Source organism: Bacillus sp. AR4-2 (assembly GCF_008274865.1).
Lineage (GTDB): Bacteria > Bacillota > Bacilli > Bacillales > Bacillaceae_G > Bacillus_A > Bacillus_A cereus.
In genome coordinates, this window is the sequence record NZ_CP031062.1 from 2,037,908 (window position 1) to 2,062,325 (window position 24,418).

The window sequence follows — 24,418 nt, forward strand, 5'->3', positions numbered from 1 at the left end:
ACTAAATGTATTAAACAATTGATGGATAATGAGATTCCCGTCTCAGAGATATTTAGAACGGGAAGGTGAATTAGGTGGAGATGAATAGAGTATAAATCTTCTAGCCATAAGGACTACAGAAATCATATAAGTCTGATTTTACTCCACTTTAAACAACGTGTTACAGCGCAAAGTAGAGGAAGTTCAAAAATCCAATGAAAAAGAGGATTGATATTGTGATTACGAAAAGTTTTTATTTCACTCATTCAACAGGGGATTGCATTAAAATATTTGAAATCCCTGTCCTACAGGCACAGCATCCATTATCGTTTCTAATTCAGTCTCGTCTTCAATTATTTATTGCAAAAATTCAAAAACAAAAACACCCAAGATTTTCGTATTCTTTCCGTGAATATTTACAAAATTGTTTGAAGTGGAATGATTATTTAAATGTATATAAAACAAATACCCTTGAAAAAAATGCATGATACGAAGTACGGACAGGGTTAGTAAACTCTGTCTTTTTCATTTTAGATATGAAAATATAATTAATTTGATGAAATTTCGTTCCAAATTGTTGAAAGCAATGGGAATACTAGTATAATAACAAGGAGAGCGTATTGGAAAGGGAAGAAGTATAGTATGCAAAAAATTAAAATTGTAACAGATTCAACGGCAGATTTATCACAAGACGTAATCGAAAAGTATGACATTCATGTTTTACCATTATCAATCTCTGTAAATGGACAAACATATTTAGATCGCGTTGATTTACAACCTGACGAATTTATTGAAGAAATGATTAAATCAGAGGAATTACCAAAAACATCACAACCAGCTATGGGTACATTTGTAGAAATGTATGACAAGCTAGGGGAAGATGGAAGCGAAGTCCTTTCTATCCATATGACAAGTGGAATGAGCGGTACTGTAGCAACTGCAAATAGCGCTGCATCAATGACTGATACAAAAGTAACAGTTGTTGATTCTCAATTTATTACACATGCTTTAGCATATCAAGTAATTGAAGCTGCAAAAATGGCAAATGACGGACGCTCACTAGAAGAAATTTTAAAACGTGTAGATGAAGTAAGAAAGAATACTCGTTTATATGTAGTAGTGGATACATTAGAAAACTTAGTGAAGGGTGGACGTATCGGTAAAGGAAAAGCGTTTATCGGTTCGCTACTTAATATAAAGCCAATTGCTAGTCTTGAAGGCGGTGTTTATAATCCTGTAACGAAAGTTCGTAGCCAAGGCCAAATTGTAAAAACATTAGCTAAGTTATTTGAGCAAGATACGGCTGGAAAAGTCGTAAAAGCTGTTGCAATTCCGCATGCGAAAGCAATTCCTTTAGCTGAAAGTATGAAAGCGGCGGTTGAAAAAGTGAGTGGATTTGCTCAATCAGAAATTTTCTATACAACGCCTATTATTAGTACTCATACAGGTCCGGGCGCAATCGGATTTATGTATTTAGCAGAGTAATAAAAAAGCTACTTGAAAATATATTTCAAGTAGCTTTTTTATGTAAATAGAAAGTAAGAAATAAGAAGAGCTACACAGGCACTACCGCTAATGATATAGCGAGTCTGTAAATATTCATTCATAGAAAACACCCTTTATCCCGCTATTTGCGGACAGTAAAACTCTCTACCTCAAATTTAGCTGGAGCAAAGAGGTTAGGTAGCGGGCTGCCCGTAAAAGCTTGATTGGTGAAGGCAAATAATCAGTGGGGATGAAGAAAACCCACTAATTAAATTTTCACTATAGGATTTTCTATATTATATGTTGGATATAGAAAATCAGTCATTACGTTACACATGTAAAGTTTCAATTTTTTCGTTTATTTGCTTATTATTTGTTGCGTTACTATAAATAAAAGTTTGACCTAAAAAGAGTACATGCAGTTGTTCCCACGGTAACATGCGCAAATTCCAATTATTTCGAAGTCTAGTTATTGCTTCACGAGGTGTTTCATCGGCGAGTGCAAAAGCTCCGTAATGCATTGGTATAAAATGCGTAGCGTTTAAATCTAAATAAGCTTGCACGGCCTCTTCAGGTGAAACATGAGATACTTTCATAAACCATTCTGGTTCATAAGCGCCAATGGGCATAAGAGCAATATCAATTAAAAAGCGTTCACCAATTTCTTTGAAACCTTGGAAATAGCCACTGTCACCACAAAAATATATGGTTTCCATAGTCGTTTCATTATCAATAATCCATCCACCCCAGTGAGATGTATTCATATCAAATAAGAATCTTCTCGTCCAGTGCTGAGCAGGTACGAAGTGAAAAGAAACTTCGTTAATTATCGTACTTTCCCACCATTTATACTCTTCTACATGTTTAAATTTCTTACGAGTAAATAATTTTTTTAATCCAATAGGTACAAGATATAGAACATCATCATTCAACTGACGAAGAGTTGAAAAATCTAAATGATCATAATGACCATGTGAAATAAGGACAATATCAATTTTAGGTAGTGCTTCTATAGAGAGTCCAGGTTCTGTAAGTCTTGGAACTAGCTTTAATTTATTAGCCCATACTGGATCTGTTAATATATTAAGTCCATTCGTTTGGATAAGAAAAGTGGAATGCCCAATCCATGTGATAGTCGTTTTTTCAACATTACTTTGCAAAAATGCACTTTGTTTAACGGGTGATTGTTCTACTAAGAAAGAAAAATCTTTTTTGTTTTGCTTTCGTTCTTTACGCCAGCGTAAAAAAGAGCGAATTGATTTTTTTGTACTAACATTATCCATATTTTCATAGCGCTTTGCCATGAACATCACCTCATTTAAAATCGTTGTATTTGTATTGTACCGAAATGTTGTTAAGGAATACAGTGTAAAACATGGATTAATGTTTAAGGAATTGTTAAAAAATAGGGAGAGGTATTTACAAAAGTAACAATAAAATTAGTTTTATCACTTTTATTTATAGAAATAATAGTAAAAAAATATATTTTGTCTAGTAATTCGCTTGAAATAAAGAAGTAACATACGTAAATTCGTACGATTTCGTGAACAAATGTAGTAAACAATTTTCTCGTAGTGTTAACTTTTGTTATTATAAACATAACCTATTTAAATTTAGGATAGAGAAAAGAGGTTTATAAATGAAGCGTTATCAAAAAATAATTGGTCTTATGGTTGTATTTTGTCTCTTTGTACTTGCTGGATGTAGTGAATCAGGTTCAAAGCTTCGTAAACCATTAAATTGGGATTTAGAAACCTTCCAATTTACAAATCAAGATGGAAAGCAATTTGGTACAAAAGATTTAAAAGGGAAAGTTTGGGTTGCAGATTTTATGTTCACAAATTGTCAGACAGTTTGTCCACCAATGACTGCAAATATGGCCAAGCTTCAAAAGATGGCAAAAGAAGAGAAATTAGACGTTCAGTTTGTTTCATTTAGTGTAGATCCAGACCTTGATAAGCCAGAAAATCTGAAAGCTTTTATTCAAAAGTTTACAGAGGATACTAGTAACTGGAATTTATTAACGGGGTATTCGTTAGAAGATATTACAAAGTTTTCAAAAGATAATTTCCAATCACTTGTAGATAAGCCGGAGAACGGTCAGGTCATGCATGGTACATCATTTTATTTAATTGATCAAAACGGAAAAGTAATGAAAAAGTATAGTGGCATTAGTAATACGCCATACGAAGACATTATACGTGATATGAAGCGATTAGTGGGTTAAAAATAAGGGTGCATAGCACCCTTATTTTTTTGCATTAGTCTATCGATAAAATGTCATGTTGCTGGGGAAGTTTCGGCGCCCGAATTTCTAATACGCCGTTTTGATAAGAAGCTTTTGCCGCTTTTTTATTAATTGAATACGGCAATTTAATCAATCTTGATGCTTCTGAAATGGAACGTTCTCGGCGATAATAGTTATGGGATGTTTGTTCTTCTTCCTCTTCAAGTATCTCTTCTTTTACAGAGACTTTTAAGTATTCACTTTGTATTTCAATTTGGATTTGTTCTTTTTGTATACCTGGTAGTTCAGCTGTAACAACGAGTTCTTCACCAACTTCATATAAATCTACAGGGAATGTTAATAAACGGTTTCCTTTTTGGAAAAAATGATTTAAATCAGCGATTACATTGCGAAGAGGTGTTTGCTCGAAGAAATCATCAATTTGCTTTAAGTAATTACGAACCGGTGGGCGAGAAGAATCTTTTTTTTCTTCACTCATGGTATTCCCTCCTAGAAATCAATTTGCAATATCATATGACAAAAGCGGAGAAAGGTGAGTGCCTAGTTTTCATGTTTTCATAAAAAATTGTTAAAAATGTGAAATGGAGTGATTTTTTTATAGTTTTTGGTCGCCATATTCAGTTGATTATGCTAGTATAAATAGGGTTGATATAGTAGTATAGAGACAGAATGAAAACTGAAAGAGGGTAAGAAGTATGTGTGGTTTTGTAGGATGTTTATGTGAAAACCCTAGAGAGTTTTCAGAAACAGAAAAACATCAATTTGAAAATATGAACACGATGATTTTCCACCGTGGTCCAGATGACGAAGGATATTTTCGTGATGAACATGTACAATTTGGCTTCCGCCGTTTAAGCATCATTGACTTAGAGGCAGGACATCAGCCGCTAACTTATGAAAATGATCGATATGTAATTATTTTTAATGGTGAAATTTACAACTATGTAGAATTACGTGAAATGTTACTTGAAAAAGGTGCAACGTTTGCAACGCAATCTGATACAGAAGTTATCATTGCATTGTATGCACATATGAAAGAAAAATGTGTAGATTACCTTCGTGGTATGTTTGCATTTATGATTTGGGATCGTGAAGAAAAGAAACTTTTCGGTGCACGTGACCACTTCGGTATTAAACCTTTATACATCGCACAACAAGGTGATACTACATTCTTCGCATCTGAGAAGAAAAGTATTATGCATGTGATGGAAGATAAAGGCGTTAATCCAACGTCACTACAACATTACTTTACGTACCAATATGGTCCAGAGCCAGAAACTTTAACAATTGATGTTAATAAAATCGAGCCTGGTCATTATTTCGTAAAAGAAATCGGTAAAGAGATGGAAATCCATCGCTACTGGAAACCTTATTTCAACGCTTCAAGTGCAACGAAAGAGGAGCATATCCAAGCAATTCGTGATGTGTTATATGATTCAGTAAAAGTGCATATGCGTAGTGATGTGCCAGTAGGTTCATTCTTATCTGGTGGTATCGATTCATCTATCATCGCTTCTATCGCAAGAGAAATGAATCCAAATCTTTTAACATTCTCTGTTGGTTTTGAGCAACGTGGTTTCAGTGAAGTTGATGTTGCGAAAGAAACTGCTGAGAAATTAGGCGTTAAAAACCATAACGTATTCATTTCAGCGAAAGAATTTATGGATGAGTTCCCAAAAATCATTTGGCATATGGATGATCCTTTAGCTGATCCAGCAGCTGTACCATTGTACTTCGTTGCGAAAGAAGCACGTAAACATGTAACAGTTGTTCTTTCTGGTGAAGGCGCAGACGAGCTATTTGGTGGTTATAACATTTACCGTGAGCCAAATTCACTAAAAATGTTCTCTTACATTCCTAGCCCAGGTAAGAGCGTTCTAAAAGCATTAAGTGGTGCTCTTAAAGAAGGATTTAAAGGTAAGAGCTTCCTAGAGCGTGGATGTACACCAATTGAAGAGCGTTACTATGGAAATGCTAAAATCTTCCGTGAAGAAGAAAAAGCTGAATTAATGAAGTATTACAATGAAAGTGTTAACTATATGGATATCACGAAACCATTGTATAACGAGATTAAAGATTATGATGATGTAAGTAAAATGCAGTACATTGACATGTTCACATGGTTACGCGGTGACATTTTATTAAAAGCTGATAAAATGACAATGGCAAACTCATTAGAACTTCGTGTACCGTTCTTAGATAAAGAAGTATTCGATGTTGCATCTAAAATTCCAACTGAATTTAAGATTGCTAACGGAACTACGAAAGCTATTTTACGTGAAGCAGCACGCGGAATCGTTCCAGATCACGTATTAGATCGTAAAAAACTTGGATTCCCAGTACCAATTCGTCACTGGTTAAAAGACGAAATGCATGATTGGGCTATAAATATTATAAACGAAAGTAAGACAGAGCATTTAATCGACAAACAGTATGTATTAAACTTACTGGAAGCACATTGTGCAGATAAAGGCGATTATAGCCGTAAAATTTGGACTGTACTTGCGTTTATGGTATGGCACCAAATTTATGTTGAGCATAAATACGATACGAATAAGTTCCATGAAGAAACAAAACGTGCGTATAGCTTAGTTTAATTAGAAAAACCTTAAGATCGCATACGGTCTTAAGGTTTTTTTCATAAATAGGAAGTATTATTGATACAATAATAGTAAAAGGATGGACAACATATGATTACGTTTGAGAAAGTTACTGTAGAAAATGAAAGCGTTGTTAAAGAAATGTTTAAATCGCATAGTTTAGGTGAGAAAAAGGTACAGTACTGTGTGAAAGTTGATGATACATATATTGGTGTAATAGATTATAGTGTACAAGAGGAACGGGCTGTTTTATCACAGCTAATTATTCATTTTGATTACCAAGGTTACGGTTATGGTACAAATACGTATTTTACATTTGAAGAAATGATGAAACAAAGAAATGTGAAAGAAATAAAAGTGCTACAAGAGAAATTAACAGAAAAGGCGAAGTCTTTCATAGAGAGTTTTGGTTTTACTTCAGAAGATGAAGAGTATGTAAAGAAAATATAACGATGATTATTTATGCGATACAATAAATATAAGGCAGGTGGATGTATGACGATGACTTCTGGTCTTGTATTAATTGGAGGGTGCTTTATAGTAGCAGAATTATGTCATATAATCATTCGGAAAAGAATGATTAAGAAAAAAAAGCCGTATGAATTACAATACGTCCCTGTCTTTTTCATTATGTTTTGTATGCTTAGTGCATTACAAAATCTAACAAACTTTCCACCACTTGTAAATGTTTTTTTAAAGTTCGGTTTACTTTATAGTGGTGTTGGAATAGCACTTTTATTTATTTTATTTTGCATACGTTATGTTCACTATCAATCGTATATATTTATTTTAAATTGGTTAAAGCAAGATGATAGAAACCGCCTTACATAAGGCGTTTTTTTTATTTGCAATTGTAACAGAACTTGTACATTTCACATAAAATAGGACGAGTAGAAATGCAAACATATTACAAGAAAGGGGCGGGGCAATAAAATGAAACTTGTTATAGACGCAGGGCACGGTGGATATGATTCTGGTGCTGTTGGTAATGGTTTAGTAGAAAAAAACTTAACACTTCAAATTGCTAGACGCGTTCGAGACATTTTAACGGTAAATTACCCAATTACAATTAAAATGACACGTGATAGTGATGTGTTTATTTCTTTATCTGAACGTGCTAATATTGCTAATGCTTTCAGTGCGGATTATTTTATTTCATTTCATATTAATAGCGGCGGGGGTACAGGTTTTGAAAGTTATATTTATAATGCGTTATCCAATAGCAGCACTGCATATGCAAAGCAACAAAAAATGCATACAGCTGTCAATCCTGTATTAACAAAATATGGTCTTCGTGATCGAGGAGCAAAAAAAGAAAATTATGCGGTATTAAGAGAAACCGCAATGGATGCAATTTTAACTGAGACTGCTTTTATTGATACAGCTTTTGATGCAAATTTATTAAAAAATCCACAATTTATTGAAGATCTAAGTCAAGCGTATGCAAATGGAATAGCAGCTATTTTTGGAGTAACTCCAAATCCACAACCTCCTAACCCACAACCGACACCTCAAACGAAGGGAATCGCTTATGTTCTTGGGAAAAATGTAAATTTAAGAAATGGTCCATCAACTTCTTCCTCAGTTATTCGTCAATTAAATTCTCCAGAATCTTACGTTGTATATCAAGAAAGTAATGGATGGCTAGATTTGGGGAATGGACAATGGGTGTATAATGATCCTTCTTACATTAATTTTGTAAAGACAAGCAATAGTGATGGAAGCCCGATTGGGGTTGCATATATACAAGGGATGAATGTAAATTTAAGAAGTGGTCCATCAACTACATCTGCAGTTATCCGCCAATTAAATTCTCCAGAATCTTATTTAGTATATATAAATGAAAATGGTTGGTTAAACCTTGGGGGAAATCAGTGGGTATATAATGACTCAGCGTATATTAAGTATACTCAATATTAGGAATTAAAATGATAGTGCAATATGGATGCGTATCCTTGTTATGTATAACAAGGGTACGCATTTTAATAACAACATTTTTTTTCATACTTATGCACTATGTTTTAAAAAGAAACATTAGAAAAGCGGATAGAATCTAAATAGTATATATTAAAAAAGTTTTCTGATATACATTGACAATGTATGTAAGATACATTAATCTTTAAATGTTAATGATAATCGATTTCATCTAGGGAGGACATATGATACATACTAAAAAACTAATTATGTTCTGCATTATGATACTCATGGTTGTAATTGCAGGATGTAGTAAAGAAGAGAAAAAAGAAAATAATATATCAGCGAAAGCAAAAGATTCATATACGGTAAAGCATGCAATGGGTGAAACGACAGTAAATGGTACACCTAAAAAAGTTGTTGTTTTAACAAATGAAGGCGCAGAGGCTCTCCTAGCTGTGGGCGTAACGCCAGTGGGGACTACGAAACCACGTGCTGGTGATGAATGGTATCCTCATTTAGCGAAAGAGTTAAAAAACACGGAAGTTGTAGGAACTGAACGTGATATTAATTTAGAGGCTGTAATGAAGCTTAAGCCAGATTTAATTATCGGAAATAAAATGCGTCATGAAAAAATATATGATCAGCTAAAAGAAATCGCACCAACTGTTTATGCAGAAACATTACGCGGTGATTGGAAAGAAAACTTTACACTTTATACAAAAGCTGTAAATAAAGAAAAAGAAGGGCAAAAAGCTCTTGATGATTATAAAAAACGCATTGAAGGAATGAAAGAGAAGTTGGGCGATAAATTGAATTCTAAAGTTTCTATTATTCGTTTCGTGCCAGGTGATGTTCGTATTTATCAAAAAAACTCATTCTCGGGCGTTGTTTTAAATGATATTGGATTTAAACGACCACCATTACAAGATAAAGATGATTTTGCGATAAAAGGAATTACAAAAGAGCAGATTCCAAATATGGACGGAGACTACTTATTCTATTTCACGTCTGATAAAGATGCAGATAAGAATAATGAAGGAAATTCGTTAGCGAAGGAATGGACAGAAGATCCACTCTTTAAGCAACTACAGGCTTCTAAAAATAATAAAGTATTCCAAGTAGATGAGGTAATTTGGAATACAGCAGGCGGTATTAAAGCTGCGAACCTTATGTTAGATGATATTGAAAAATATTTCCTTAAATAAATGATAAAATACATCACTTTTACGAAGTGATGTATTTTTAGTTTGTAAAAATACAGAAAATTCCTTCTTTCAGGGTGTCATAAGTTGTACAATAAAATCAATCATGTGATAAAGGAGTGGGGAAGAATGAAAGCTATTCATAAAGATTGGATCTTGTTTAATGGGAGAATGATTAATACGAAAGAAGAACAGCCGATGGTAGCATTAGAAGAGCGAGGCTTCCAATTTGGTGATGGGATTTATGAAGTATTTAGACTATACGATGGCAAGCCTCATTTATTAGATTTACATTTGGAACGATTCTTTAACTCTATGGCAGAAATAAAACTAATTCCACCATTTACGAAGGAAGAATTAGTAGAAGAGTTATATCAAATGATTGAAAAAAATCAATTTCAAGAAGATGGGAATGTATATTTACAAATATCAAGAGGTGCACAACCGCGCAATCATGTATATGAATCAGATTTACAACCGACATATTTTGCAAATCTTGTTTCGTTCCCAAGACCAGTTGCTTCAATGGAGGCAGGGATTAAGGTGACAGTAGAAGAGGACATCAGGTGGAAGTTTTGCCATATAAAATCTTTAAATTTGCTTCCTAATATCATGATCAAAAACAAAATAAATGAACAAGGGTATCAAGAAGCAATATTAGTACGAGATGGTATTGTGACTGAAGGGTGTCATTCCAATTTCTTTATCGTGAAGAATAATAAGTTGATTACACATCCAGCGAATCATTTCATTTTACATGGTATTACACGTCACTATGTAATTACATTAGCGAAAGAGTTACATATCGATGTAGAGGAACGAGAGTTTTCATTACAAGAAGTATATGACGCTGAGGAGTGCTTCTTTACAGCGACGCCACTTGAAATATTCCCAGTCGTTCAAATTGGTGATGAACAGTTCGGGGCTGGTGAAAGAGGACCAATTACGAAAAAACTACAAGCTGCATACGAAGAGAGTATTCGTTTGTTGAAAGTGACAAATTAATCATGAAGAAAAAAGCTGGTATTCTTCCAGCTTTTTTTCATGATATAATTCAAGCATAGGACAAGTTTTGAAAACGCTGTAAAAAGGGGATTTAATATATGAATTATGAAGATTTTAAAGAAGTAATTCACGGAAGACGAAGTGTTAGAAAGTTTACAGATCAAGAAGTATCTACTAATGATATAAAAGAAATAATTGATTGTGCTCGTTACGCACCAAGTGATACGAATTCACAAACGTGGGAATTCTTAGTTATCATGAATCGAGAGAAGATTAAAGAAATTGAACAAATGACATGGGATGCATTACATAAACTTGCGGCAAAAGCAGCAGAAAATGGAGAAGAGAAAGCAGGGAAATTACTTACACGTTCTTTCGGACCATATGCAACAGCTTTCTCGGAGGCACCAGTATTAATCGTATGTTTGGCAACACCATATGAATCAAAGTTCCGTGAAAAGATATTTGATCCAATTGCTTTTGTTCCAGATTCAGTTTGGGAAGAAGAAGGCATTAAGAGTAGCTGTTTAGCGGCACAAAACTTAATGCTAGCTGCACATGCAAAGGGACTTGGTACTTGTCCAATGACAGGGCCAGTATTGCTAGCTCAAGATGAACTGCGCCAATATTTACAAATTGAGCCTGAAAAACAAATAAATATGGTTATTTCACTCGGATTTCCGAAAGATAAACCGAAGAAACTTCCAAGAAAAGAAGTAGATGAGATTACAACGTTTGTTTTTTAATTGCTGTATAGAAAAGACATTGAATTAACAATGTCTTTTTATTTTTGAGGGTATGTAATTCATATGTTGGGCTAAAATGATAGATAAGAGGGAATTACTATTTATTTCATAAAAAAAATTAATGTTCTATTAAGGAAAGTATGATACATTAATCGTGAGCAGGATTCTATTTGTTCATGAAAGTGTTGAATGTAGTCTCAAAATTTAAAAGTTATTTTTGTATAATAAATTATAATGAAGTTACAGGGGGGATGAATTTTGAAAAAATTCATAATCACTGGATTGTCTGTATTGTTATTAGTTGGTTGCGGTGCTCCACAGGAAAAAGAGGACGCGCAATCAAAACAGGAAGAACAAGTTGTAAACGCAAGTGATGAGAATATGGTTGTATTTCCTGAAGGAGCAATGTCAATTGGAGAAGGGAAAGTAAAAGTTATTACTCCAGATGGTACTTCTGAAAACGGCAATATACCGACTGTATTCATCAAAAAGGATACGTTAATTCAGCAAGTTGAATTAGAACTTTCTAATTTTCAAAGTGATAAAGAAACATTCGTATTTGTAGATCAAATGTATACAGATAAACATCAAGTAACTAGTACAACGCAGACAACAGTGCAGTTAAAAGAAAAAACGCTGGAAACAGGTAGTCATACAATTACTGCAGTTCAGTATGAAAACAATGATCCGAAAGGAAAGGTTATTAGTTTTAATCAAGCAACATTTGAGACAAAACCTGCGTCTTAATAAGAATAAAAAGTACATTACTCAAAAAGTAGTGTGCTTTTTTGTTTGGACTAGAGTGTGCAAGAGTGAATAACTTATTTCATTTTCTAATACGATTAAATAGGAAGTAATCACTTGTTACTACTATGACAGAGAAAGAGGTTGAATACGTGAATTGGTGTATTCGTATCATTTTGATTAGCCTAATGATGGCAGTAATTTGGTTTACGATACAAGAGTTTATGCAAATAACGCTCAATTATCAAATTCATGACTTGTTAATAGGAGTTATTTGTTTTACCATTGTTTATCTATTATATGATAAACTCGGACTAAGGTAAGTTTCAGAAGAAAAATGTAGGTATTTCATTTGAAATGTCGAATAGTACATACGATGTCGTAATAACAAATTTTCTATTGTTTACTGTGAAACAGAAGAAGGAGAGATAGTGGTTATGAAACGAGCTCTTATTAATATTGATTATACATATGATTTTGTAGCGGAAAAGGGGGCTTTAACTTGCGGGAAACCAGGACAGGAAATTGAGAAGGAAATTGTACATATAACGAAGCAATATATTGAAAATGGAGATTACGTTGTCTTTGCTATTGATAAACATGAAGAAAATGATGTATATCATCCAGAATCAAAGTTATTCCCGCCCCATAATATAGCTGGTACAAGTGGAAGAGATTTGTTTGGTGAATTACAAGATGTGTACGAAACATATAAAAATGCAGAGAATGTATATTATATGGATAAAACACGGTATAGTGCATTTGCTGGAACGGATTTAGATATGAAGCTAAGAGAAAGAGGAATAGAAGAAGTTCATCTTGTAGGTGTTTGTACCGATATTTGTGTTCTTCATACAGCAGTAGATGCTTATAATAAAGGGTTTAAAATTGTTGTTTATGAAAAGGCGGTTGCATCTTTTAATGCACAAGGGCATGAATATGCACTTGGACATTTTAAGTCATGCTTACATGCAGAAGTGAAGTGAAAAAAGAGGCCTTTAAAAAAGGTCTCTTTTATTTGTCCTTGTTCATTGAAAACAGCTACAGCAACTCCTGCTAGATTGAGTGGTCTTGATCCGACAACTTTTCTAAGTTCTTCAATATATCCCATTGTATGTAACCTCCGTAAGAAAAAATAAGAGCAAATAAACTATTCGTTATTATGTAGATATATTCCTCTTTATAAGGGGAGAGATGACATATAACTTATTTGTTTTATTTGGTAAAATATACATCAAAAAAGGTCAAACAAAAACTTTGACCTTTTTTGACCAAATGTTATAATAAAGGCAGAAAGAGATAATCTTTCATTCATAAATAATAAGGAGGAAAAAATATGCGTAATTTATTTCCAGAGATAACAAAACGTCAAAATGGCATTTTTGATTTTGGGCCTTCTTTATTAGAAGGGATGACAGATGCTTTCTTTAAGCCACTGAACATGGATACTTTTAAAGTAGATGTTCATGAGCAATCTGGTAAATATACTGTGAAAGCAGATTTACCAGGTTTTCAAAAAGAAAACATTCAAGTTGATTTTGAACAAGATATATTAACGATCCAAGCAACGAATCATAATGAAGTAGAAGAAAAAGACGAGAATGGCACATATATTCGTAAAGAACGTTCTATAGGTTCTGTAACTCGACGCTTTAATTTTAAACAAGTTGAGGAAGAAAATGTTAAAGCAAATTATAAAGATGGCGTATTGACAATTGAATTGCCAAAATTGAAAGAAGAAAAAAGTAGTAAGACAACAATTAATATTGAATAAAAGAGCTGATAAATTCAGCTCTTTTTTTACGTAGTTAATGAATAAATGAGTTGAAATCGTAATGAGATGAATAAAGTTTTAACGTATAAAAAAATTTCACGATTTGCTCCCCCCTTAGGTTATTAAAAAGGGTATATTTAAAGGGAAAGGAAAAAGAACACCTAGACATACTGTTTAAGGTGAATTAGTAATAGAGTCAAAATACATAGTAAGGATAGTGGCATTTTAGATTAGGATAATAGATTTTTCTGGAACAAACTTAGGCGATTATGAATTTTTTAATTAGTAAGGAAGTGGTTAAATGAGCTTATTAACGTATACTGAAGAATTTTTTAATTATGTAAGAGAGTTTTTACTTTTAAGATTTTTACTATTTGCTTTAGTTTTAATCATTATTTCTTTTGTAATAAACCGTATTATTGATTGGTTTTTTAGGAAATCAAGCTTTTTTGATGAAGAGGTAGAGCAGACGATTCAAAGTGTAATTCGATCTATTTTTAGATATATCATTATCATCAGTCTTATCATATATTTAATTAGCCAATTTGTAGATATAAAAAGTATTATTGCAGGTGCAGGGATAGCTGGAGTTGTCATCGGTTTTGCTGCACAACAGATGCTAAAAGATGTTATATTAGGCTTTGCAAGATTAGCGGACAAAGAGTTTCGGGTTGGTGATTTTGTAACTTTTAACGGAACAAATTCAGGAACTATTGAAGAGATTAGTATTCGTTTTATGCAAATTCGTGAATGGTCAGGAAAACTACTTACCATCCCGCACGGAGAGATTAGAACGATACAAAATTTTAATAAAGGATGGATGCGTGTAATTGAACGCATCACGGTAAGTTATCAGGAAGATCCAACAAGAGTGAAGGAATTGTTAGAAGAAGTATGTATTATATGTAATGAAGAATTGAATCAAACTCTTTATAGAGTAGAGGATGAGGCTGTTGAACCATTTAAATACGTCGGTGTTACAGACTTAAATCCTAACTTGAAATATGTTGGCTATGAATTTTGTATTACAGGTTTAATAAAGCCAGAAGATTATTTTGAAACTTCTAGACAAGTAAGATTTGAATTAATGTCTATGTTCCATAAGAATCAAGTGCAAATGCCAGCAGCGAATATGGTTGTTACTACTGAAGGTTTACAGCATATCCATGGTGGACAATCTTTATCGGACAGCTAAAGTAGAATCGTTTGTTAACAAAAATTCTGCTTCCAACATTGGATAGAATAACAATAATAAAATGATTGATATAAAGAAAGGGCTGAAGGAATTCGGTTCTTTTTTTATTTATAGAATTTAGAAATTTCTTAATGTTATAATTGTAGTTGGTGATGAGAATGAACTTTGAAGAAAAAGAGATGCGTCGTTTAGAAGCATTAAAAGAAATTGCTGAATTATTAAATGAAGCAACAAACTTACAGCATATGTTGGAAAAAGTGTTGCATACATTGTTACAAGTAATGAATTTACAAACAGGGTGGATATTCTTTATTGATGAAAGTGGAAAGCACAGCATGCTTGTAGACGAAAATTTACCAGAGGCTCTTACGTGGCAAAAGAAGAAGCCGATGTGTGAAGGAAACTGTTGGTGTGTAGAACGTTTTGTGAATGGGAGATTGGAAAAAGCGACTAATATTATTGAATGTAAGCGAATAGAAGATGCAATTGAATGTAATTGGGGAGAGACAGAAGATGTTACACATCATGCGACAATTCCGCTTAGGTCTGGATCAGAAAAATTTGGTCTACTAAATGTGGCTGCACCTCATAAGACTCATTTTTCTGAGGAAGAGTTAGCCTTATTAGAATCAATTGCATTTCAAATTGGAACGACAATACAACGTATTCAATTAGTTGAGAAAGAACGTAAATATGTAGTGGTAGCGGAAAGAAATCGACTTGCACGTGATTTACATGATTCAGTAAAACAATTGTTATTTTCTATTATGCTAACGGCGAAAGGTACTCTGAATATGACGCAAGATAGAGAATTGCAAGAGATGTTAAGTTATATTGGGGAATTATCACAAGAAGCATTACAAGAGATGACGCTATTAATTTGGCAATTAAGACCTGAAGGATTGGAGAAAGGATTAGCAGAAGCAATTCAAAATTACGGGAAGTTATTAGGAGTTCAAGTGGAAGTTCGAATTGATGGGATGGTTTCAATTGGGGATGAAATAGAAGAAGTTTTATGGCGTATTAGCCAAGAGGCGCTACATAATTGTAAAAAGCATGCTTCGTGTGAAAAGGTACATATTCTTTTGAAAATAGAAAATAACCAGTTACATTTTTACATAGAAGACAATGGAATAGGATTTATACAAGAACAAGTAAGGGAATCAGCACTTGGCCTGAAAAGTATGAAGGAACGTATTCAGTTAATGAAGGGATCGTTTCAAATTATAACAGAGCTGAAAAAGGGTACAAAAATAGAAATTCAATTGCCGATTTGAAGGGGAGAATAAGGTTGAAGATTAAACTGCTACTAGTTGAGGATCATCATATTGTTCGAAGAGGACTTGTATTCTTTTTGAAAACGAGAGAAGAATTTGAAATTATTGGGGAAGCGGAAAATGGCGAAGAGGCATTACATTTCGTGCAAAAAGAAAGACCAGATGTCGTACTAATGGATGTATCGATGCCGAAAATGGATGGAATTGAGGCAACAAAACGTCTAAAGCAATATGATGAGACAATAAAGGTACTTATATTAAGTAGTTTTTCAGAGCAAGATTATGTTATACCAGCACTTGAAGCTGGAGCAGATGGTTATCAATTAAAAGAAGTACAACCTGAGCAACTTGTCGCTTCTATTATTGCAGTACATCAAGGAAATGCGAATTTTCACCCGAAAGTAACACCTGCATTAATGGGGCGTTCTGCAGTAAAGAAGGAAGTAGAAAATCCTTTTTCAATGTTAACGAAAAGAGAGCAAGAGGTACTTCGCGAAATTGCGAAAGGAAGAAGCAACAAGGAGATTGCAGCAGAACTTCATATTACAGAACAAACTGTGAAAACACACGTTTCAAACGTTTTAGCTAAATTGGAAGTGGATGATCGTACGCAAGCCGCATTATACGCAGTGAAACATGGAGAGAATTATTCATAAGCATGAATAATTCTGTTATATCGTATGACAGAATACATAGGAGCAATTAAAATTTATAGTAATCCCTAATATAGGTTTTTCTTCTTTCGATAATTAGGTACAATAAAGTGAAACTCTAATCAGTGGGGGACCATCCCCACTGATGATTAGTTTAACTAATCGGTTTTTACAGGATAAAGCTACGATGGAAGGGGAGGATATGCTATGCCTGGTACAAGAAGTGGGATTGGAAAGATTCAGGCTTCGTTAAATGGTTTATCACCGAAATTGCGAAGTATTGCCGAACATATTTTGAAACATCCACAAGATGTTGTACATAAATCTATTACAGAATTAGCTGAAGTTACGAATAGTTCCGAAGCTACGATATTCCGCTTATGTAAAAACCTTGGTTTGCAAGGTTTTCAAGATTTAAAGATTACATTAGCTCGTGAAATTGTACATACACCGATGCAAAATATCCATGAAGAGGTATCAGCAGAAGATAGTATGGTAACTGTTGCTAAAAAAGTTTTTCATTCGCATATTACAGGACTGCAAGATACTTTACATTTGCTTAATGAAACGGCACTTGAGCAGGCTGTACGAGCCTTACAAGAAGCAAGTCGAATTGAGTTTTATGGAAATGGTGGCTCTGGTATTATTGCAATGGATGCGTATCATAAGTTTATGAGAACGGGTATTTCTTGTATCGCTCATACTGATTCGCATTTTCAAATTATGGGAGCAGGTTTACTCTCGGAAAATTCAGTTGTTATTGGTATTTCTCATTCTGGTAGCAATAAAGGATTACTTGAAGCGTTAGAAGTAGCGAAAGCAAGAGGGGCCAAAATTATTGCGATTACGAGCTATAAGAAATCAGCATTAAGTCAACTTGCTGATATAACGTTATATACATCAACACGTGAGACTGAATTCCGCACAGAAGCAAGTTCATCACGATTAGCACAGTTAAGCTTATTAGATACTTTGTATGTAGGGTTGTCGTTGCAGCGACAAGAGGAAACTCTAAAAAATTTACAAAGTATACGTGAAACGATTTCGATGAAGCGAATATAAAAAAAGCTCTTCAAATGAAGAGCTTTCAGACTGTAGACAAACTATTTTTGGAGAGTTCAAATGCTAAAAATAGTTTGTTTCTTATTTTAGGGATAATTTATCCAATGGAATTTATATGTAGTGCTTTCTATACTATAATTTACTATAAGTGAGGAAGATGTCTTATGAAAATATCTGTTTATGTTGCAAGTGCATTTAGCAAGGATCATAAAGGCGGAAATAAAGCAGGAGTGGTATTTATTGAGAATACAAATACATTGACCACTACTCAAAAAATGGAAATAGCCAAACAACTGGGTTATGCGGAAACCGCATTTATATCAGAATCTGAACTTGCTGATTATAAATTTGAGTATTTTACTCCAAAAGAAGAAGTTGATTTATGTGGTCATGCCACAATTGGCTCTTTCGCGATACTGATGCATTTAAATAAACTTTTCAGGAATCGCTATACGATTGAAACGAACAGCGGTGTTCTTACTATTACTATAACAGATGACATCATATTCATGGAACAAAATAAACCGATATTCTATGATGTTGTATCTCCAAATGAGTTCACCGACTGTTTTGATAGTAAAGATATAGACAATAAATACCCAATTCAAATTGTCTCCACGGGCTTAAAAGATATTTTAATTCCTATAAAAAGCGAAATACAATTACATGCACTGCAACCTAATTTTGAAAAAATTAAAGAAATCAGCAAGTATTATAATGTTGTCGGGATGCATTTATATACTTTTAATGACAATCGAATTATATGCAGAAATTTTGCTCCGCTATACGACATCAATGAAGAAGCAGCGACTGGAACTTCGAACGGTGCATTAGCTTGCTACCTTTATGAACAGGACTACTTGAAAAAAGAAGTCTATGTATTTGAACAAGGTTATTCTTTACACTCGCCTTCTGAAATATTAGTTAAATTAGCAACCAATAGCAAAAATAAAATAGAAAAAGTTTATGTTGGTGGCAAAGGATATTACTGTGAAACTAAGTGTTTACATGTAGAAAATATTGAGTGAAGAGCTTTTTTATCGGTGAGAAGTTTGTTACTTTATTTTGTTTTAGAAATATGTGACTTACTTATAGTCAATGATAAACTCTCATTTTTAAAAATTTAAAATAAAGACCGATTTGTGTAATAATTCAAATATTGTTCATAATTTCACAAGTTGTTTATGAAGTGTCATGTTATGATGAAGATGTAATGATGATTGCACACTTAAATTTGGTACAATAACTAGCCAAAGTAGTGAAGAAAGTAGTTGTGAGATAAACTCATTAAAATGCTAAAACACTAAAGGGGAGATCACATATGAAAGCAGTAGTGGTTAATAAAAACAGCAAAGCAAACATCGAAGTGATTGAAAAAGAATTACGTCCGTTACACTCAGGTGAAGCGTTAGTAGATGTAGAGTATTGTGGAGTTTGCCACACTGATTTACACGTTGCGAATCATGATTTTGGTAACACTGATGGCCGTATTCTTGGTCATGAGGGTGTAGGTATTGTTACGAAAATAGCTGATGATGTTACTTCACTAAAGATAGGTGACCGTGTAAGTATTGCATGGATGTTCCAATCTTGTGGACGTTGTGAATATTGCGTAACTGGTAGAGAAACATTTTGCCGTGAAGTTAAAAACGCTGGTTATTCAGTGGATGGTGGTATGGCTGAACAATGTATCGTTACAGCTGATTATGCGGTAAAAGTACCAGAAGGATTAGATCCTGCTCAAGCATCATCAATTACTTGTGCTGGTGTAACTACATATAAAGCTATTAAAGTATCAGATATTAAACCTAGTCAACCTATTGTAATCTATGGCTGCGGTGGATTAGGTAACTTAGCTATCCAATATGCTAAAAATGTATTTGGTGCAAAGGTAATCGCAGTAGATATTAATGACGACAAATTAGCCTTAGCGAAAGAAGTTGGTGCTGATATGACTATCAATCCAATTTCTCAAGGTCCTGCTGATAAAATTGTGCAAGAGGAGTTTGGTGGCGCTTATGCTGCGGTAGTAACAGCAGTCTCTAAAGTAGCCTTTAACTCAGCAGTTGATGCAGTACGTGCTTGCGGTAAAGTAGTTGCAGTAGGGCTACCAGTAGAAACAATGGACTTAAACATCCCACGACTTGTACTGGATGGAATTGAAGTAGTTGGTTCTCTAGTTGGTACTCGTAAAGATTTGGAAGAGGCGTTTATGTTCGGGGCAGAAGGAAAAGTAGTGCCGGTTGTTCAAACTTGTTCTCTAGATAAAGTACAAAATGTATTCGAAGAAATGGAACAAGGTAGAATTCAAGGGCGTATGGTAATTGATTTTAAAAAACATAATTGTGATTGCAAATAATTCACTTTAAATATAAAAAGCATGAGTCTAGCAAAGGACATGTAAAAAAGTTAGACAGTATAAGAAGATGATCCCTGTATTTAATAGGGATCATCTTCTTTATTTTCTACTAATATCGATGCCAATTAATACTTGATTAATGAGAAATGATTAAAGGTTTACTTTATTGGCAAACGAAAAGGAATCTTTATGTTTAACAAATTTTTTATGATCTGGAACGTTTTGAATTGCTACAATTTGCGAATCTCTTGCTTTCAGTGCATCTTGAATCCCGATGGTCATAAGCTTAATAAATAGAATCGTAATAAAGAATGAAGCGAGAGTATAAAAAATAATCCACCATGAAAGATTCATTTCATTACGATTTAATCCAATAAGACCTGCCCAATCATTAGATAGAGAAACAGGTTTGGGCACTCCGTCATAGAGTTCACGCATTTGTATGCCGCCAATTACAATGTTAAGCAACGCTAAATGGATAACGAGTATGAGTGTTTGGACGATATGTTCCATAAATAATACAAATAAGCGGTCAAGTAATAAGACTCGTAAGTGTTTTTTTATAATATGAAAACGACTAGCCCCCAGTAATTGTGAACTTAAGACGTAATCTTGTTTCATAAATTCATCAACTTCTGAGGATATGTATAAAGAAAGTGTAGGCAGAGCGACGAAAATAAGTACGAGTACTTGATAAAACGTAAATGAAATATTTGGATCTATCCCATCAGCATTTGATGTGATTATAATATTAACGGGCGTGATGAGTATGAATGCGATAAATAGAGTTGGAATATAATAAAAAACTTCTGAGCATGACTGGAAAAATCTCTTGAGTTTTGGAGCAAATAAACTTAAGAGGATTCCTATACATGTTCCGCATAAAATTCGAAAGAAGCTAATTGCCATGGCTAATAAAATAGTGAATTTTGCTCCTTCTACAATTTGTAAGAAAACAGACTCTCCAAAACGATCAGATCCAAAAGGTGGAATTAACGATGGCGGAAAGGGGGCCTTTCCAAGTAATTCGTTATTGTCATTGTAAAGTAACTGAGGAGGTTTTGGGATGTTATCTTTAAAGAACCAACTATAAATAAAACTAGCTGAAATAAGTATGAATAGATAAGTAAAGCCGATTAAAAAGCGTTTTGATTTCCAAATAGATTTCATAATGATACTCCTTTCAATTGCTTTTTCCATCTATTCATCATGAATGAGACTATTTGGAAAATGGCATAAAATGGTAAAATAATCATAACAAGTATGATAAATGCAGCTGGAGGTGAAACAAACGCCTTATTAAATAAAAATTGAATAATGCCTTCCATATTAAAAACAAATTCTAAAATGAATAAATTAGAAAGTAAGAAAACAAAAATCGTTTTTAAATGGTGGAAGAAGTGGATAGATATATTTTTGAATAAATGAATGCATAGTATATAACTTGATGAAAGGCCTTTTCCATATGCAACCTCTACGTAATGTTTTCCTTGCTCTTCTTTTATGTATAACACCATCATCCGAAACATTTGTAATGTAGGTAAGACAGCTAATGATAAAATAGGGAGTAAATAAGCTCGATTTTCATTAAAGGAAATAATAGTGACAGGAGATTCCCCAAATTTCTGAAGTACCCATATGAAAAAAATTTGCAAACAAATCATCATCATCATATCAGGGACAGCTTCTAATATGAACACAATTCGGTTTATCCATTTTTTTATATAATCTTTTGCTAAAAAATAAAAAAATGCCATGCTAGATGATAAAAAGAGAGCAAGAAAAAAGGCTAAAAATAATATAGTAAATGAATATAGGTAAGGTTCTAAAACAGTTGGAAATAATGGTGTTTTTTTGAAATGGCCAAACTTCGGGTCTGATCCTATAATCACTAATGATTCAGGGGAAAAAACCTGTTTTAACATAGTAACGGTCTGATTAAAAAAATAAATTGGTTGAAAGGTAAATCCTTGTTGAGTAATAAATAAATAAGGTAAATTTAATAATAGTAAGAGTGATAAAAGAATTGATGAAAGCTTAATTGTGAATTGAGATATTTTATTTAACATTAAATCCCTCCGACATCTTTTTACAACATTATACAATAAATTTCGTGTTATTGTTTTTATTTTTCTGAAAAATAAAAATACTTTTCGATTTTATAGTATGCAAGATATATTTACAAGATAAAAAAGTGATAATAGGGGGTCACGCTCTATGTTTATCAAGACAAAAGACTAGTGAACCTAAAACAATAAATAAGAGTAAAATGCACAGAATTCTCATTCTGCGGTTAGTTACTTTTCTTGGCTTGATGGTGATGTTACGTGACCGCTAAAAATAAATATTGCTTTTCAACTCTTTCTTCAAGCAAATAAGTAGAACGTATGGAGGACTATGTATGTGTTGTTAATGAGAGGAAAGAGTGTATTGCGTAACGAATATAACGTCATTTTACCGCATGGAAAAGCTAAATTTAGTATATAAGTGAAATGGAATGAGGGGATTTATTTTTTGATATGAAAAAAATTTTCTTTTTATAACTTGATAAACGAAAAAATATTTTATATACTAATTCATGTAAACGGTTTACTAAATCGTATTTTGCTAGAAATGAAGGGAAGATTCGCATGGAAACAAGGGGGAGAGTAATCGGGATTGATATCGGTACCACAAGTACAAAAACGGTTGTGTTCACAGAAAAAGGAAAAGTCATTGCATCACATGCAATCGATTACCCAATTATTCAACCGAATGTAGGATGGGCTGAGCAAGATCCTGATGTAATATGTGCCGCTGTATACAAAAGTGTAAGCGTTGCCATTGAAAAGGGTAATGTATTACCAGAAGATATTTCTTCAATCGGTATTAGTACAGCTATGCACGCATTAATTGCAGTAGATGAAAATGGTGCGCCATTAACGCGTTCTATCATTTGGGCAGATAATCGAAGTAAGAAGCAATCAGAAAAATTATTACAACAAATGAATGGGCATGAAATTTATAGACGTACAGGTACACCGATTCATCCAATGTCACCACTTTCTAAATTGTTATGGATGAAAGAAGAGGAACCAGAGTTATATACAAGTGCCTATAAATTCATTTCCATTAAAGAGTATGTGATTTACCAATTATTTTCACGCTACGTAGTTGATTATTCGATTGCTTCTGCTACAGGGTTATTTAATTTAGAAACATTAAACTGGGATGAAGATGTTTTAACTATGTTACATATGTCACCAGAACAATTATCAACCCCTGTACCAACTACATATATTTTATCAGGTATGAAGCCAGAATTAGCACAGAAGATGGGGATAAGTGCAGAAACACCAATTGTCATCGGAGCAAGTGATGGGGTTCTTGCAAATGTAGGAGTTGGTGCGATATCACCGGGTGCGGCTGCAATTACGATTGGAACGAGTGGTGCGGTTCGAACAATCTCATCAAATATAAATACAGATGAGAAAGGGAGAACGTTTTGTTACGCATTAACAGATGAGCACTGGGTAATCGGTGGTCCAACGAATAACGGCGGAATATTACTGAGATGGTTACGTGATGAATTTGGTAGTCCAGAGCAAGAAGTAGCAAGAAAGCTCGGCATTGATCCTTATGATTTATTAATTAAATATGCAGAAAGCGTACCAGCTGGAGCGGATGGGCTATTGTTCTTACCTTTCTTATCTGGAGAACGCGCACCTTACTGGAATGCAAATGCTCGTGGTACATTCTTTGGAATCAATCTTCAACATAAGCGAGAACATTTTATACGTGCAGTGATGGAAGGTGTTTGTATGAGTGTATATTCAGTAGCACTCGCAATCAGGGATTGTACAGGGCCACTTACTGAAATACGAGTTTCAGGAGGGTTTGCAAAATCTGCATTTTGGAGACAAATGTTGTCCGATATGATGGGAAAAGAATTGCTTGTACCTGAAAGTCATGAAGCATCTGCGCTTGGGGCAGCGGCAGTTGCTTTATATGCTGTAGGAAAAATTGATTCTCTTGAAGAGGTAAAGGATTGGATTGATATTGTCCATCACCATGTACCGAATAAAGAAAATACGGCTATATATTTAGAAATGTTTTATATGTATGAACGACTTTACAATCGCTTGAAAGAAGAATTTGATTGTATAGCTGCTTTCCAACGTAAACAATAGGGG

25 protein-coding genes and 1 pseudogene are annotated in these 24,418 nt (G+C 33.7%); 21 read left to right on the plus strand and 5 right to left on the minus strand.

Features of this window, described 5'->3' with window-relative positions; translation table 11 throughout:
- The first annotated feature begins 215 nt into the window (after positions 1-215).
- Positions 216-467 (plus strand): DUF2535 family protein, encoded by a 252-nt coding sequence (locus tag DN399_RS10610; protein ID WP_000629012.1) that lies wholly within the window; start codon positions 216-218, stop codon positions 465-467.
- Between the two features lie 154 nt (positions 468-621).
- Positions 622-1,464, plus strand: a complete 843-nt coding sequence (locus DN399_RS10615; RefSeq protein ID WP_149149542.1) for a DegV family protein — start codon at positions 622-624, stop codon at positions 1,462-1,464.
- A gap of 329 nt (positions 1,465-1,793) precedes the next feature.
- On the opposite strand, the gene DN399_RS10620 is transcribed toward DN399_RS10615, so the two are convergent.
- The gene (locus DN399_RS10620; protein WP_001129630.1) at positions 1,794-2,768 is read right to left on the minus strand and encodes an MBL fold metallo-hydrolase; all 975 of its coding nucleotides are present in this window, start codon (positions 2,766-2,768) and stop codon (positions 1,794-1,796) included.
- Between the two features lie 335 nt (positions 2,769-3,103).
- On the opposite strand from DN399_RS10620, the gene DN399_RS10625 reads away from it, so the two are divergent.
- Positions 3,104-3,691, plus strand: coding sequence for an SCO family protein (locus tag DN399_RS10625; protein WP_000833335.1), 588 nt, complete (start codon positions 3,104-3,106; stop codon positions 3,689-3,691).
- A 34-nt stretch (positions 3,692-3,725) separates the two neighbouring features.
- Here DN399_RS10625 and DN399_RS10630 read toward each other — a convergent pair whose 3' ends face one another.
- Positions 3,726-4,190, minus strand: coding sequence for an Hsp20/alpha crystallin family protein (locus DN399_RS10630; RefSeq protein WP_001288085.1), 465 nt, complete (start codon positions 4,188-4,190; stop codon positions 3,726-3,728).
- Between the two features lie 217 nt (positions 4,191-4,407).
- On the opposite strand from DN399_RS10630, the gene asnB reads away from it, so the two are divergent.
- From asnB to DN399_RS10680, 10 genes are all read left to right on the plus strand, one after another.
- A complete protein-coding gene (asnB, locus tag DN399_RS10635; protein WP_000333816.1) occupies positions 4,408-6,309 on the plus strand; it encodes an asparagine synthase (glutamine-hydrolyzing) in 1,902 nt (633 codons plus the stop codon).
- A gap of 93 nt (positions 6,310-6,402) precedes the next feature.
- The gene (locus tag DN399_RS10640; RefSeq protein ID WP_000627523.1) at positions 6,403-6,762 is read left to right on the plus strand and encodes a GNAT family N-acetyltransferase; all 360 of its coding nucleotides are present in this window, start codon (positions 6,403-6,405) and stop codon (positions 6,760-6,762) included.
- A 51-nt stretch (positions 6,763-6,813) separates the two neighbouring features.
- On the plus strand, positions 6,814-7,143 hold the full coding sequence (locus DN399_RS10645; protein WP_016122425.1) for a hypothetical protein: 330 nt from the start codon (positions 6,814-6,816) through the stop codon (positions 7,141-7,143).
- A 102-nt stretch (positions 7,144-7,245) separates the two neighbouring features.
- Positions 7,246-8,232: an N-acetylmuramoyl-L-alanine amidase gene (locus DN399_RS10650; RefSeq protein ID WP_000779892.1), complete on the plus strand. Its 987-nt coding sequence runs from the start codon at positions 7,246-7,248 to the stop codon at positions 8,230-8,232.
- Positions 8,233-8,471: 239 nt separating this feature from the next.
- Complete coding sequence (locus DN399_RS10655; protein WP_000581989.1) at positions 8,472-9,434, plus strand: ABC transporter substrate-binding protein; 963 nt, start codon at positions 8,472-8,474, stop codon at positions 9,432-9,434.
- Between the two features lie 126 nt (positions 9,435-9,560).
- On the plus strand, positions 9,561-10,436 hold the full coding sequence (gene dat, locus DN399_RS10660; protein WP_149149543.1) for a D-amino-acid transaminase: 876 nt from the start codon (positions 9,561-9,563) through the stop codon (positions 10,434-10,436).
- A gap of 98 nt (positions 10,437-10,534) precedes the next feature.
- On the plus strand, positions 10,535-11,182 hold the full coding sequence (locus DN399_RS10665; protein WP_001105284.1) for a nitroreductase family protein: 648 nt from the start codon (positions 10,535-10,537) through the stop codon (positions 11,180-11,182).
- A gap of 258 nt (positions 11,183-11,440) precedes the next feature.
- Positions 11,441-11,929 (plus strand): putative periplasmic lipoprotein, encoded by a 489-nt coding sequence (locus tag DN399_RS10670; protein ID WP_000713496.1) that lies wholly within the window; start codon positions 11,441-11,443, stop codon positions 11,927-11,929.
- A 125-nt stretch (positions 11,930-12,054) separates the two neighbouring features.
- Positions 12,055-12,249, plus strand: coding sequence for a hypothetical protein (locus DN399_RS28615; protein WP_033686798.1), 195 nt, complete (start codon positions 12,055-12,057; stop codon positions 12,247-12,249).
- A 114-nt stretch (positions 12,250-12,363) separates the two neighbouring features.
- Complete coding sequence (locus DN399_RS10680) at positions 12,364-12,912, plus strand: cysteine hydrolase family protein (protein WP_000816761.1); 549 nt, start codon at positions 12,364-12,366, stop codon at positions 12,910-12,912.
- A gap of 29 nt (positions 12,913-12,941) precedes the next feature.
- Here the strand turns inward: DN399_RS10680 and DN399_RS28355 are convergent.
- Positions 12,942-13,037 (minus strand): annotated as a pseudogene (locus DN399_RS28355) (NUDIX hydrolase); the annotation flags it as partial.
- A gap of 225 nt (positions 13,038-13,262) precedes the next feature.
- Between DN399_RS28355 and DN399_RS10690 the strand changes: the two are divergent.
- From DN399_RS10690 to adhP, 7 genes are all read left to right on the plus strand, one after another.
- Positions 13,263-13,700 (plus strand): Hsp20/alpha crystallin family protein, encoded by a 438-nt coding sequence (locus DN399_RS10690; protein WP_016122429.1) that lies wholly within the window; start codon positions 13,263-13,265, stop codon positions 13,698-13,700.
- A 301-nt stretch (positions 13,701-14,001) separates the two neighbouring features.
- Positions 14,002-14,895 (plus strand): mechanosensitive ion channel family protein, encoded by an 894-nt coding sequence (locus DN399_RS10695; RefSeq protein WP_000055426.1) that lies wholly within the window; start codon positions 14,002-14,004, stop codon positions 14,893-14,895.
- Positions 14,896-15,053: 158 nt separating this feature from the next.
- A complete protein-coding gene (gene casK, locus DN399_RS10700) occupies positions 15,054-16,172 on the plus strand; it encodes a two-component system sensor histidine kinase CasK (RefSeq protein ID WP_001008471.1) in 1,119 nt (372 codons plus the stop codon).
- Between the two features lie 14 nt (positions 16,173-16,186).
- A complete protein-coding gene (casR, locus tag DN399_RS10705) occupies positions 16,187-16,828 on the plus strand; it encodes a two-component system response regulator CasR (protein ID WP_000694629.1) in 642 nt (213 codons plus the stop codon).
- A 204-nt stretch (positions 16,829-17,032) separates the two neighbouring features.
- The gene (locus DN399_RS10710) at positions 17,033-17,887 is read left to right on the plus strand and encodes a MurR/RpiR family transcriptional regulator (RefSeq protein WP_001119646.1); all 855 of its coding nucleotides are present in this window, start codon (positions 17,033-17,035) and stop codon (positions 17,885-17,887) included.
- A 164-nt stretch (positions 17,888-18,051) separates the two neighbouring features.
- Complete coding sequence (locus DN399_RS10715; RefSeq protein WP_000704323.1) at positions 18,052-18,915, plus strand: PhzF family phenazine biosynthesis protein; 864 nt, start codon at positions 18,052-18,054, stop codon at positions 18,913-18,915.
- Positions 18,916-19,208: 293 nt separating this feature from the next.
- Positions 19,209-20,246: an alcohol dehydrogenase AdhP gene (gene adhP / locus DN399_RS10720; protein ID WP_000649119.1), complete on the plus strand. Its 1,038-nt coding sequence runs from the start codon at positions 19,209-19,211 to the stop codon at positions 20,244-20,246.
- A 150-nt stretch (positions 20,247-20,396) separates the two neighbouring features.
- Here adhP and DN399_RS10725 read toward each other — a convergent pair whose 3' ends face one another.
- Positions 20,397-21,416, minus strand: a complete 1,020-nt coding sequence (locus DN399_RS10725) for an ABC transporter permease (protein ID WP_149149544.1) — start codon at positions 21,414-21,416, stop codon at positions 20,397-20,399.
- Positions 21,413-22,315, minus strand: coding sequence for an ABC transporter permease subunit (locus DN399_RS10730; RefSeq protein ID WP_000932683.1), 903 nt, complete (start codon positions 22,313-22,315; stop codon positions 21,413-21,415). Before DN399_RS10730 ends, DN399_RS10725 begins: the two co-directional genes overlap by 4 nt.
- Before the next feature lie 561 nt (positions 22,316-22,876).
- Here DN399_RS10730 and gntK point away from each other — a divergent pair.
- Positions 22,877-24,415: a gluconokinase gene (gntK, locus tag DN399_RS10735; protein WP_149149545.1), complete on the plus strand. Its 1,539-nt coding sequence runs from the start codon at positions 22,877-22,879 to the stop codon at positions 24,413-24,415.
- The last annotated feature ends 3 nt before the right edge of the window (positions 24,416-24,418 follow it).